This window comes from Sphingomonas profundi, assembly GCF_009739515.1.
In the GTDB taxonomy this organism is placed as follows: Bacteria; Pseudomonadota; Alphaproteobacteria; order Sphingomonadales; family Sphingomonadaceae; genus Alterirhizorhabdus; species Alterirhizorhabdus profundi.
In genome coordinates this window covers 3,943,331-3,954,945 of sequence record NZ_CP046535.1, presented here as the reverse complement: position 1 = coordinate 3,954,945, position 11,615 = coordinate 3,943,331, and the positions used below count along the sequence as shown (strand labels likewise).

The window sequence follows — 11,615 nt, the reverse complement described above, 5'->3', positions numbered from 1 at the left end:
CCAAGCATCCTATATGCTTACCAGACAGAGCTTAATGACTTGGAGCGCTTTTGGATTTTCTGGCGGGCTCCCGGCCTCAATTGTCGATTTCCGCACCCGCGGGATCAATCTTTCGGAAGACTTTGGCGGCAGTGTCACTAACATCTGGCCGGTCCGAACAGCGTTTTCCCCTGACTCTCGTCGAGGAGCTTCTCGCCGCTGCGACCTCATGCTCTCCGGACCAACGTCGAACCAGATCTGCCTTGCGGTGAGATCGTCATCGGCCTCATTCCAAGATCAAGCCGCTGCACGTTCCTCGTCGATCGCGAGATCGCGCAGGATGGTATGCAGCTTGTCTCCGCTAAAACGCGATGGATCGAAGTCGCTGGCTGACGCAACATCAGCGAAACGAACCGCATCCTCGTCCGCCAGGCCAACGAAGCCCATCGCCCAGTTCGGGAAGCTGCGCGCGGCGATCGGCTCGAAGGCGAGAAGCGAAACTTCTCCATGCCGCTCGTCCTGTTGAATGCGCTCGAACGCGGCTTCCACCATGCCAAGCGGGCCTTCCAGCACCTGCGCGAAGCAGCCCGCGTTGAACATCAATGCGCCGGTGATGCCATCGCGGGCATTGTTGGCGCGGCTCACGTCGAGGATGTTGTCGACCTCGGCCGCGAACCTATCCTGGCCTGTCGTCGTCAGATTGCGGCTGTAATATACCAGGCGGTAGATCTCATCGGACATTGCTGTCTCCTTCGAACTTGGGGGAAAGGAAGGATTGCACGCTCGCCCGCGTCATTGGCCGCCCGGTGAGGTACCCTTGCACGTGGGTGCAGTTCTGGTCGCGAATGCGCTCCAGCTGCTCGGTTGTTTCAACGCCTTCCGCGGTGATCGCCATGCCGAGACTGGTGCCGAGGCCCGACACCGCCTTGAGGATCGCCGCGCTGTCGGCATCGCCACCGACGACGAACGAACGGTCGATCTTGATCTTGTTGAACGGAAACTTCTGCAGGTAGCTCAGCGAGGAGTAGCCCGTGCCGAAATCATCCATCGAGATCTTGACGCCAAGTGCGCGAAGCGCATGCAGCGTCGCCAGCACGTTGTCCGTGTCTGCAAGGAGCGCGCTTTCGGTGATTTCGATCTCGAGCCGCTCCGGCGCCAGTCCCGATCGTTCAAGCGCCAGCGAAACCGACGCCAGCAGGCTGTCCGCCTTGAACTGGATCGGTGAAACATTGACCGCAACGACGAGCTTTTCGGGCCAGGACGCGGCCGCCGCGCAAGCCGTCAAGAGCACCCACTCGCCGATCTTGACGATCAGCCCGTTTTCCTCGGCAACCGCGATGAAATCGAGCGGAGGCACGTTGCCGCGCATGGGATGGTTCCAGCGCAACAATGCCTCGAACCCCATCACCGTATCAGTGGCAAGATCGAGGAAGGGCTGATAGTGAAGCTCGAACTGCTTGAGCGCGAGTGCGCGTCGCAAATCAATCTCAAGCTCGCGACGTTCATGGAGCAGCGTGTCCATACCCTGCTCGAAGAAGCGGTAGCGACCACGGCCGGCGCGCTTCGCCTCGTAGAGTGCAAGATCGGCGTTGCGGAGAAGGTCGCGCGGCTGTACGGGGCCGGAGGCCAGTGCCACACCGACACTGACTCCGATGTTCACAGTGTGCCCGCTCAGCACGTAGGTTCGTCCGACCAGGTCGACCAGGCGCTCAGCTAGCAGCTCCGCATCGCGCGGCGAGCGAACGCCACGCTGGAGGATGACGAACTCGTCACCGCCCAATCTGGCGACGAGATCGTCTTTCCGCGAGACTTTAGACAGCCGATCGGCCACCTTCTTGAGCAGCTGATCGCCGATCCCGTGACCCAACGTGTCGTTGATAATCTTGAAGCGGTCGAGATCGAGGCAAAGCACTGCGATCGAACCGGCTCCCTCGATGTCGGAGAGTGCGTATTCGAGCCCGGCCATGAAGGTGTTCCGCAAGGCGAGCCCCGTCAGGTCGTCATTCTGTGGCTGCATCTGATCCACGGCAGCGGCAACCGGCCAAAGGCTGATGCAGGCGTCGCCATCGCCGATGGGGTTGAACAACGCGTCAAATGTCTCGGCCAGCAACGTCGTAAGCTTCATACTCGAAGGCCCTGCGTCTATTAGCGCAGGGCGAAGATAATCGGAGAAAATGTCGTTGAGCTTCAACCCGACGATCCATCCGCCCAGGCTGACCGCAGCGGTCGAGTTTGCGTAGGTGATCTCGCTGTGGGCATTGATGACCAGAACCGGATGATGAAGCGACTCGAGAATCCGAGAGGATGAGGCCGCCGCCAGCTCTAATTTCTGAGGTATATCGTGCCGCATAGTCATCCACTCGCCATTCAGATGGACTCTAAAGCTGACGAGAAAAGAAGGAGTTAACGGCCAGCCATCTTTGACAAGCGTCGGTTTGAAGGGCCGCTGGGCCGAAGGTCTAGAGCGACCCTGCGGTTTCCCAACCCGAAATCGTCTATTTGCCTGTCAATCGGCGTCCAAAAGGGACCCCTTTGTCGAGCGGCGTGACGGACATGATGGACGTGCCGTTCGCGCTGCTTGCGGCGTAGGGCGGGCGTAGCCCGGCCGGAGGCGCGAGCAGCGCGAGGCATTCTTCTGCCGGTCGTTCTGGGCGTCAGCTGCGGTGTTTGAAGCGCCAGCTATCGTTGCCGGTCTCGACGATGTCGCAGTGGTGCGTGATGCGGTCGAGCAACGCGGTGGTCATCTTGGCGTCACCAAAGACGGTCGGCCACTCGCCAAAGGCGAGGTTCGTCGTGATGATGACCGAGGTGCGCTCGTACAGCTTGCTGACAAGGTGGAAGAGCATCTGTCCGCCGGAGCGCGCGAACGGCAGATAGCCGAGCTCGTCGAGCACCACGAGGTCGAGACGGGAGAGCTGGGCCGCGAGCGCGCCGGCCTTGCCGAGCCGGGTTTCCTCCTCGAGCCGGTTCACCAGATCGACGGTATTGAAATAGCGGCCCCGCGCGCCGGCCCGCACGACGTTGGCGGTGATGGCTATGGCGAGGTGCGTCTTGCCGGTGCCGGTCCCGCCGACCAGCACGATATTGCGCCGTCCCGCCAGGAACGAGCCGTCGTACAGCGAGCGCACCAGCCCTTCGTTGATGGAGGTGCCGTCGAAAGCGAAGGCGTCGAGGTCCTTCACGGCGGGCAGCTTTGCCGCCGACATCCGGTAGCGGATGGATGCCGCATGGCGGTGGGTCGCCTCCGCGCGCAGCAGGTCGGTGAGCACCTCCATCGTCGTGCGTTTGCGCTGCAGGCCAGTGGTGACCGCCTCGTCGAAGGCGCCCGCCATGCCTTTCAGGCCGAGTTCGGCCATGGCAGCCATCATCTCATGCCGCTGCATGGAGATCTCGCAGACTGTCGTAGCGGCTGCAATTGGCCTGGGGTGGATCGCGCAGCGCCAGGCCTTCCGGCGTGACGATGGCGAGCGGCCGGGGCGGTTCGCGCCGGCGCGCCAGGATGTTGAGGATGACGTCGTCGCTGGCCGTGCCGGCGGCGAGCGCTTCGCGCACCGCGTCTTCGACGGCATCCAGTCCGTCGTCGAGCACCGCCGCCAGCACGCGCACAAACCGTCGGTCGGCCTCGTCGCCGGTGCCGAGCTTGCGGCGCAGGCGCGCCAGCGCCGGCGGTAAATTGCAGTCCTGAAACGGTGCTCCGTTGCGCAGCGCGCCTGGCCCTTCGACTTCGCTCAGGAGAGCCTTGGTCACCAGTACCGGCAGATAATGCCACGGGTCGTAGACGGTCCGGTCGCGGCCGAAAAACCGGGGATGGTCGGCGACGACCTCGCCCGCGCAGCGCACGACGATGCGGTCGGCCCTTCGACTGCCTGCCAAGGCAGGCGCTCAGGACAGGCGGCGGCGCGGACCTGCACTATCCGGCGCACCACTTTGGCCATGACGGAATAGCGGTTGCGGTCGAAGCTTATCAGGCAGGTGCCGGTCACCGCATGTTCGCTCTCGTGGAAACCGTCGAACGGCCCCAGCATGGGCTGGAGCACCGGACGCTCGGCAGCTAGGGCCTGGGCGACCGTCAGCTCCTTCTGCTCGGGATGCTGGTGCATCTCCGCCCAGCGACGACACTCCGCCTCCAGCCAGCCGTTCAGCTCCTCCAGGCTGGTAAAGCGAAGCCGGGGTTGGAAGAAACGGCCGCGGGCCGTTTGCACCTGGTTCTCGACCTGCCCCTTCTCCCAACCGGCCGCTGGCGAGCAGGCCGTCGGCTCGACCATGTAGTGGCCCGCCATGACGAGGAAGCGCCGGTTGAAGATGCGCTCCTGACCCTGGGGGCCCCATCGTGCCTGCACGATGGGGTGGGGCCGGTGAACACCGTCGTCACCGCCGTTTTCATGTTGTCGTAAATGCCCCGCGTGGGCACGCCACCGAAGAAGGCGAACGCCCGCTCATGCGCGTCGAACAGCATCTCCTGGGTCTCACGCGGATACGCTCGTACATAGATCGCGCGCGACGCGCACAACCGCATGTGCGCCACCTTCACCCGCATCGGCTTGCCGGCGATCTCGACGTCCTCGTGGCTCCAGTCGAACTGATAGGCCTCACCTGGTCGGAACATCAGCGGGATAAAGGCTGGCGCATCCGCCACGTCCCGTCGTCGCTCCCGCCGCCACCGCGCAGCATAGCGACGGACCGCGTCGTACGAACCATCGAACCCCTCGCGCAGCAACAGGTCGTGGATGCGCGTGACGCGCAGCTTCTCCCGCCGCGGCCGGGCTTCGTCTTCCTCCAGCAGCGCATCCAGCCGCGCCTGAAACGGGCCTAGCTTTGGCAACGGCTGCACCACACGTCGATATGTAAAGTCCGCCTCCGGCTCTCGGATCGCTTTGCGCACCACCTTGCGTGACAGATGCAGGTCCCGCGCTATCGCCTTCATGGCCTTCCCCGCCGCGAACTCGCGGCGGATCTTCAACACCGTCTCCAATACCAACATCCCGATCTCGCCGCCTGACATCCGCCAAGCGCGCAGCCTAGACCACCGGGATGAGGGGTCCTTTTTCGACGCCGATCACCCCGCTACCGGGATTCCTTTTCCACGCCGATCTACAGTGGTCGCCTCCACGCCGAACACGTCGGTCGCGCTCTCCAGCAGCTTCGCCCGCCACTGGTTGATCAGGTTCGGGTGGACGTCATACTGCTGCGCCAGCTCGGCCAGCGTCTTCTCGCCCTTCACAGCGGTCAATGCCACCTTCGCCTTGAATGCCGGGCTGTGGTTCCGGCGGGGTCGCTTGCTCATCATGCCTCCTGCTCGCAGCCATCATGGCTACCGTCAGGCCGGCGATCCACTCATCCCCGCTGTCCAGGTTCTCCGAGCCACCTTTAAGAGTAAGCAATTATTGAGACTTCGCGCTTAGCGCCTAGCGGCTGAAGGTGGGAATGGGTCCTAGAATAATGCGAACTGCGCCACACCTGTTCAATGAGGATGCGCGGCTATCCGCCCTCGCGGAATATGACCTGCTGAGCGGCACCGACGATGTCGATCTGAGTGAACTGGTTCAGCTCACCGCCCGCATGTTCGACGTACCGATCGCGCTGGTATCGCTCGTCGAGCGAGACAGCCAGGTGTTCAAGGCTCGCGTCGGCATCGATGCCTGCGGCACCGATCGTGATATCTCCTTCTGCGCGCACGCCATTGCGCAGCAGAACATCTTCGTCGTTCCGGACGCCAAGCTCGACCTACGCTTTGCAAACAACCCTCTGGTGCTGGGCGAGCCCTTCATCCGCTTCTATGCAGGCGTACCCCTGCGGGCGCCGAGCGGGCATGCGATCGGAACGCTCTGCATCATCGACCAGCGGCCCCGCAACGGCTTATCTGCCCGTGAAGCCGCCGACCTCAAGTCGCTGGCCGGGATCGTCGTCGATCGCCTAGAAATGCGGCGGCTGGCCGTGGCGGGTGCTGTCAGCCAGTCGCGCTTCGAGAACATCGCCGCAACCTCGCCGGACGGTATCATTTGCGCCGATCATGACGGGCGCATCACCTTCTGGAACGCCGGCTGCGAGCGGCTGTTCGGCTTTTCGGCGGAACGCGCGATCGGATCGAGTATCGACCTGATCGTGCCGGAGCACATGCGCGGCGGTCACGGTGGCGGCCTTCACCGGGTCGCCAATGGCGGCACACCCCGACTGGTCGGCACGACCGTCGAACTAGACGCGACGAACGAGGCCGGGACCGAGTTCCCGATCGAGCTGTCTCTTTCCATGTGGCGGGAGAACGGTCGCGCCAGCTTCGGCGCCATTATTCGCGACATTAGCGAGCGCCGCGCCAATGAAACCCGCCTGTTCAATCTCGCCCACCGGGACAGCTTGACCGGCCTCCCCAACCGGGCGGTGTTGCTCGCGCGCATCGCCGAATGCGCGGGCGCGTCTGAACCCATCGCGATCCTCATGCTCGATCTCGACGGCTTCAAGAACGTCAATGATACGCTTGGCCATACCGCCGGCGATCACGTTTTGCGCGAGGTAGCCGAACGGATCACTCGCTGCATTCGGCCGATTGACACCGTTGCACGGCTAGGCGGTGACGAGTTTGCGATCCTCATGCCGGGTCGACCTGAATTGCAGATGGTCGGCGCGGAGGCCGACTGTTTGATCGCCTCCATGAGCAAACCCTTCCTTGTAGAAGAGCAAACAATCCACATTGGTGTCAGCATCGGCATCGCCAACAGCCCAAGGGATGGCGTGCACGCCGAGGACCTGCTCTCAGCTGCCGATCTCGCCATGTACCAAGCCAAGACCGAAGGGCGGAACTGCCGCCGGTTCTTCGAAGCGCCGTTGCGAGATGCCGCGATCAAACGGCGTGCCTTTGAAGGTGAGATACGCCGCGCGCTCGACGCGAACGAGTTCGAGCTGTTTTACCAGCCGCAGGTCCGCATCGCCGACGGTGCTCTCTTAGGCGTCGAGGCGCTGCTGCGCTGGCGACATCCGGAGCAGGGACTGCTTGCGCCTGACCGCTTCCTGCCGACGATCGAGAGCGGTTTGCTGGCGCCTGAAGTGGGTGCCTGGGTGCTGAAGACCGCTTGCGCCGAAGCAATCCATCTCCGAGCGGTGACGCCTGGCTTGGTGATGGGGGTTAACCTGTTTGGTGCCCAGTTCCGCACCGGCCAGCTGGCGCAGGACGTGGAGCATATTCTCACCGCCACCGGCCTGCCACCGCAAGGGCTGGAACTGGAGATTACCGAGAACATCGTGCTGCGTCACGACGAGCTGATGCTGGCGCCCTTGCGGCGCCTACGCCAACTCGGCGTCGGGATCGCCTTCGACGATTTCGGCACCGGCTTCGCCTCGCTCAGTCTGCTGAAACGCTTCCCCCTCAGTCGCCTCAAGATCGACCGCAGCTTCGTGCGCGATATCTGTGCCGACAAGGTCGATGCGGCCGTCGTCACGGCCCTCGTTTATCTTGCGACCAGCCTTGACGTGGAAGTGATCGCGGAAGGGGTGGAGACCGAAGCACAAGCCGACATCCTGAGGGCTTGCGGCTGCGGGATCGTGCAAGGCTATCGCTATGGCAGGCCGATGCCGGCCATCGAGCTTCGTGCTCACATCGCCGCCAGACGCCAGCTCGCTGCCTAGATACGTCCGCCAGCGACAGGGCGAACTGGGCGATGCTGGCCACGAGGATCAGCGCGCCCAGAACTTTGGCGATTCACCCCATCCCGCTTGCTGGGCTGGATCGGGCTCGCGGTCGCTCCAGTGGGTCAAAGGATAGCGCCGCGCTGCCTCTTCATGCGTAAGCCCAAGCAATCAGGTGTAAGATACCGATGCTCGAGTTTTGCGCCGACGCATCGTGGCACCGATCATACCAAAGCCACCGATCATCATCGCCCATGTGGCAGGCTCTGGAACAGCCCCAATCGCGGGCCTTGCGGTGATCGTCTCGTCGGCAACGCTCTCGAAACCAATACTGTTGAGAACATTGTTCGACGAAAAGCCATAGCCATAAAATGTGCCGCGACTCGTTACCGCGCGGAGCCCGAAAAAGTTATCGCCATTAGTAAACCGGATTGGCGTAGCACTATCAAAGGCTGCGTATTGCATGGTCGGGCCGAAAGTCACTGGCCCGCCCCGGCCATCGGCAAAGTTTGTGGTTGGCTGACCAAAGATCGTATTAAACTCACCGCCATTATTCGTGCTGATCGTCAGAGGACCGCCACCAAAGTAGTCTCCATTAAAACCAAAGGTAAAGGAGGTTCCCTTGTACGTGAAGTTATAGTCTGATTGTGAGAGATCAGCGCCTATTGCTGTGATGATGGAGGCTGCGTTGGCCGGAGCTGCTGCCATAATGATGGCTGAGCTAGCGGCGGCGGCTAGCGCGATAAACTTGATCTGCATCATCAGGTACTCCCCAAGGCCGACGATGCAGCGTGCATCGTGGTCCCGGAACATTAACCACTTGTAAGTGAAAAAGTTTATTACGGAGAGGAAACTAGCGGAACTTTTCGGCATCGTCGTTTAGATATCGGTCAAGCATGTTTTGGTCGGGGCTTCCTTAAACGAGGGGCGTAATTAAATCTGCACCCTTTCGACCTCATCGAGCGTGACGTCGTCCGATCGTCGATCGTAGAGCTGGGTCGTGCGCGTGCTCGCATGATTGGCCATCATCGCGGCCTTCTCCAGCGTGCCACCGTTTTTAAGGTAGGCGGTGATGCCGGTGGCACGGAACGAGTGGTTCCCGATCGCCGTCGCGATCCCGGCCGTCTTCGCCCGCCGCCGCACCATCTGAAACGCGTTGTCACGAGGCAGCGGCGTCGATGTCAGCTCACCCCTGCGGCCGATCGTGCGGAACAGCGGCAGCTTAGGATCGGCTGCCAGCCCGCACTCGTCGATATAGGCGTGCAGATAGGCCTCCAGGCTATGGTGGCAGGGCATCTCGTGCCGCTTGCCGCCCTTCTCATGGAGGCGCACCCAGAGCCGCCGCTGCTGGGTGTAGGCGTCCTCCACGCGCATGCGTAGCGCCGCACCGATGCGGGCGAAGCTGTAGACCATGAGCGCGATCAGCGCCCGATCGCGCAGACCCGCCGGCGTCGTCACGTCGATGCTGTCGAGCAGCGTCCGCGCCTCCTCTGGGGCGAGCACGGGCGTCTTGCCGCGGCGCACGCTGTGGCTCGGCCCGCGCACCGATCCGGCTGGGTTCACCGGCACCACCTGACCCACCACCAGCCAGTCGAACAGGTGACGGATCGCAGCCAGGTTCTGCTTGACCGTGGGTGCACTCACTCGGCCGCCCAGCTGCTCGATATAGGCCGCGACATGGAGCGGCTGCACGGCGGCGAGTGAGGCCAGCCCGCGTGCGTCGCACCAGGCGAGGAACGCCGCCGTCGCCCGCGCATAGGCCTTCCGCGTGTTGGGGTTGCGGATGTTGGCCGCAAAGAACTCCAGGAAGCGAGATTGCGTTTGTGGATCAGCGCTAGCGATCAGGGTCGGCAGACTTAACGCAGGCGCGGTAATTACCTGGTCCATTCTGGCCTTGATCCGGGTCACGACGCTATGGGCGCGTGGCCCTTACTAGGGCGCTCCGTCAGCTTGCCAGCAGCAAACCCGCCGAACGATGAGGTGCGGAATGGATGTTGTTCAACTGCGCTTCGAGGCGATGCGTTGTCACCTCGCGGCAACCAAGGCCACGGATGCGAGCGAACGCGATCAGCTGCACGCGGAGGGCTACCGGCTGAGCGCGCTGGCTGACCAGGCGAGCCCGCCTGCCACGAAGCCCCGACCGGTTGGCGGCAAGCCGGACGCTGCCTTCGAACGTGCGGACGCGGCTCATGCCGACCCCACTGGGCCGAAGGTATAGATCACCAGAGGCGCGCCAGGCGCGGCCACCAAGGCTGGCCCCCAGGCGTCGAACGGGACCACCGCCGGCAATTGCCCGGCCACATACAGGTTTAGCTCGTGCCAGATGCCGCTGTCCTCCCGGCACATCAGGATGCGACCGCAGGCCAGCTCGATCGCCATGACGAACAGGCTTTCGCCGCTAAAGCCCTTCATCGTCCCGACCGAGATGTCCTGCACCCGCTGCCAGTGGACCAGCTCCTCCCGCTCGCCATGATCGATCAGCAGTCCGGCGGTGGAGACGCGGGCAATGTTCAGGACGGACGATGCGGTCATGGCAGCTCCCAGCGGTCACAAGCGCGATTATGCGGCCGACGACAGCCTGGCGCTTCAGCCATGTCGATCGCCATTTGCAGGTGGGAGGCGGCCAACCCTGCCCCTCCCTGATCGAGCAGGATTATCGCTTGGCGCATCAGCGTTACGGCGCGCGGGATGGGATCGGTGCACTGGTCGACCATAATGCGATCCTACCATGCCGAGAGTATATCATAAGGGACATTATAAAGTTTGCAAATACCCGCGCGATAGCGGCCAAACCACTCGATCAAAGCTGATGGGGTGGACGCCCCCCGACGGCATCGATGTGCCAGAGTGGAGGTGTTGAAGCACCACTGAGGGAGGCGTCCGTGTCAGAAGCTACCACGATCGGGCTGGATATCGCCAAGACCGTTCTTCACGCACACGGCGCCGACGAGCGCGGCGTTATGGTGTTCAGCCGCAAGCTGAGCCGAGCCAAGCTGCTCGACTTCTTCGCACGACAACCGGCATGCCTGGTCGCGATGGAGGCGTGCAGCGGAGCCCATCACTGGGCGCGCGAGTTGACGCGGATGGGGCACGAGGTGCGTCTGATCCCGCCGGCTTACGTCAAGCCGTTCGTGAAGCGCCACAAGAACGACGCGGTCGATACGGAGGCGATCTGCGAGGCGGTGCAGCGGCCGGGCATGCGGTTCGTGACGGTGAAGAGCGAGGATCAGCAGGCGGCCGGCATGGTGTTCCGCACGCGTGATCTCGTCGTCCGGCAGCGCACGCAGTTGATCAACGCGCTGCGGGGCCACCTCGCCGAGTTTGGCTGGGTGGCGCCGCGCGGCGTGGCTCAGGTGAGGATGCTCGCCGACCTCCTCGACGAGGAGGAAATGGCATCGTCGCTGCCGGAGGCGGCGCGTGCCATGCTGCGCGTCATGACCGACATGCTCGCCGGGCTCGACGAACGCATCGCCGACCTGGACAAGGAGATCGCCCGCCGCGCTCGCGAAGACGAGGTCGCGCGCAGGCTCATGACCATCCCCGGCATCGGACCGATCGCCGCCACCGCGATCGTCGCGCTCGCCCCGCCGGCCGAGACCTTCACGAAGGGTCGCGACTTCGCCGCGTGGCTCGGCCTCGCGCCGCTCCAGCACTCGACCGGCGGCAGGCAGAAGCTCGGGCGCATCTCGAAGATGGGGGAGCGCACCATCCGACGGCTGCTCATTATCGGCGGCTCGTCGGTCGTCAGGCAGCGACCGTCTGCGGCGCGCCGACAGGTTCATGGCTCGAGCGGATGCTGGCGCGCAAGCCGCGCATGCTCGTCTCGGTGGCGCTGGCCAACAAGATGGCGCGCATCGCCTGGGCGGTCATGACCAAAAACGAGGATTACAGAGCTCCGGCAGCGGTCGCGGCGTAAGCCGGGACAGCGGCCAGAGGCGTCGGGGACGTAGGCGGTCGAAGGAGGGTATGGCACAACGGTCGGTGAGACGGGGCCGGAAGAACCAGGGAATGGCCGAGCG

Annotated in this window: 7 protein-coding genes and 4 pseudogenes; 2 read left to right on the top strand and 9 right to left on the bottom strand. The window is 63.5% G+C overall.

The genetic code is table 11. The features are described from left to right. Positions 1-276 precede the first annotated feature (276 nt). From GNT64_RS18730 to GNT64_RS18710, 5 genes and pseudogenes are all read right to left on the bottom strand, one after another. Entirely contained in the window at positions 277-720 is a 444-nt protein-coding gene (locus tag GNT64_RS18730; RefSeq protein WP_156680894.1) for a BLUF domain-containing protein, read from the bottom strand. Further along, positions 710-2,335, bottom strand: coding sequence for a putative bifunctional diguanylate cyclase/phosphodiesterase (locus tag GNT64_RS18725; RefSeq protein WP_156680893.1), 1,626 nt, complete (start codon positions 2,333-2,335; stop codon positions 710-712). Before GNT64_RS18725 ends, GNT64_RS18730 begins: the two co-directional genes overlap by 11 nt. A 298-nt stretch (positions 2,336-2,633) precedes the next feature. Beyond that, complete coding sequence (istB, locus tag GNT64_RS18720) at positions 2,634-3,362, bottom strand: IS21-like element helper ATPase IstB (RefSeq protein ID WP_156680892.1); 729 nt, start codon at positions 3,360-3,362, stop codon at positions 2,634-2,636. Next, a pseudogene (gene istA, locus GNT64_RS18715) lies at positions 3,349-4,960 on the bottom strand (IS21 family transposase). The gene istB and the pseudogene istA overlap by 14 nt, the downstream one beginning before the upstream one ends. A gap of 120 nt (positions 4,961-5,080) precedes the next feature. Continuing rightward, positions 5,081-5,263: pseudogene (locus GNT64_RS18710) on the bottom strand (transposase); the annotation flags it as partial. 155 nt (positions 5,264-5,418) lie between these two features. Here GNT64_RS18710 and GNT64_RS18705 point away from each other — a divergent pair. Continuing rightward, the gene (locus tag GNT64_RS18705) at positions 5,419-7,596 is read left to right on the top strand and encodes a putative bifunctional diguanylate cyclase/phosphodiesterase (RefSeq protein ID WP_156680891.1); all 2,178 of its coding nucleotides are present in this window, start codon (positions 5,419-5,421) and stop codon (positions 7,594-7,596) included. Between the two features lie 171 nt (positions 7,597-7,767). Here GNT64_RS18705 and GNT64_RS22335 read toward each other — a convergent pair. The 4 genes and pseudogenes from GNT64_RS22335 to GNT64_RS18685 all read right to left on the bottom strand — a co-directional run. After that, a pseudogene (locus GNT64_RS22335) lies at positions 7,768-7,872 on the bottom strand (PEPxxWA-CTERM sorting domain-containing protein); the annotation flags it as partial. 657 nt (positions 7,873-8,529) lie between these two features. Further along, the gene (locus GNT64_RS18695) at positions 8,530-9,483 is read right to left on the bottom strand and encodes a tyrosine-type recombinase/integrase (RefSeq protein WP_156680890.1); all 954 of its coding nucleotides are present in this window, start codon (positions 9,481-9,483) and stop codon (positions 8,530-8,532) included. 58 nt (positions 9,484-9,541) lie between these two features. Then, positions 9,542-9,787: a hypothetical protein gene (locus tag GNT64_RS18690; RefSeq protein ID WP_156680889.1), complete on the bottom strand. Its 246-nt coding sequence runs from the start codon at positions 9,785-9,787 to the stop codon at positions 9,542-9,544. Next, positions 9,784-10,128, bottom strand: a complete 345-nt coding sequence (locus GNT64_RS18685) for a hypothetical protein (protein WP_156680888.1) — start codon at positions 10,126-10,128, stop codon at positions 9,784-9,786. The genes GNT64_RS18690 and GNT64_RS18685 overlap by 4 nt, the downstream gene beginning before the upstream one ends. Before the next feature lie 350 nt (positions 10,129-10,478). Between GNT64_RS18685 and GNT64_RS18680 the strand changes: the two are divergent. Beyond that, positions 10,479-11,512 (top strand): annotated as a pseudogene (locus tag GNT64_RS18680) (IS110 family RNA-guided transposase). The last annotated feature ends 103 nt before the right edge of the window (positions 11,513-11,615 follow it).

Bases quoted from the DNA above. Each gene is read 5' to 3' on its own strand.
- GNT64_RS18705 (WP_156680891.1), top strand. From the start codon at position 5,419: ATGCGAACTGCGCCACACCTGTTCAATGAGGATGCGCGGCTATCCGCC.
- GNT64_RS18730 (WP_156680894.1), bottom strand. From the start codon at position 720: ATGTCCGATGAGATCTACCGCCTGGTATATTACAGCCGCAATCTGACG.
- GNT64_RS18725 (WP_156680893.1), bottom strand. From the start codon at position 2,335: ATGACTATGCGGCACGATATACCTCAGAAATTAGAGCTGGCGGCGGCC.
- GNT64_RS18685 (WP_156680888.1), bottom strand. From the start codon at position 10,128: ATGACCGCATCGTCCGTCCTGAACATTGCCCGCGTCTCCACCGCCGGA.
- GNT64_RS18690 (WP_156680889.1), bottom strand. From the start codon at position 9,787: ATGAGCCGCGTCCGCACGTTCGAAGGCAGCGTCCGGCTTGCCGCCAAC.
- GNT64_RS18695 (WP_156680890.1), bottom strand. From the start codon at position 9,483: ATGGACCAGGTAATTACCGCGCCTGCGTTAAGTCTGCCGACCCTGATC.
- istB (WP_156680892.1), bottom strand. From the start codon at position 3,362: ATGCAGCGGCATGAGATGATGGCTGCCATGGCCGAACTCGGCCTGAAA.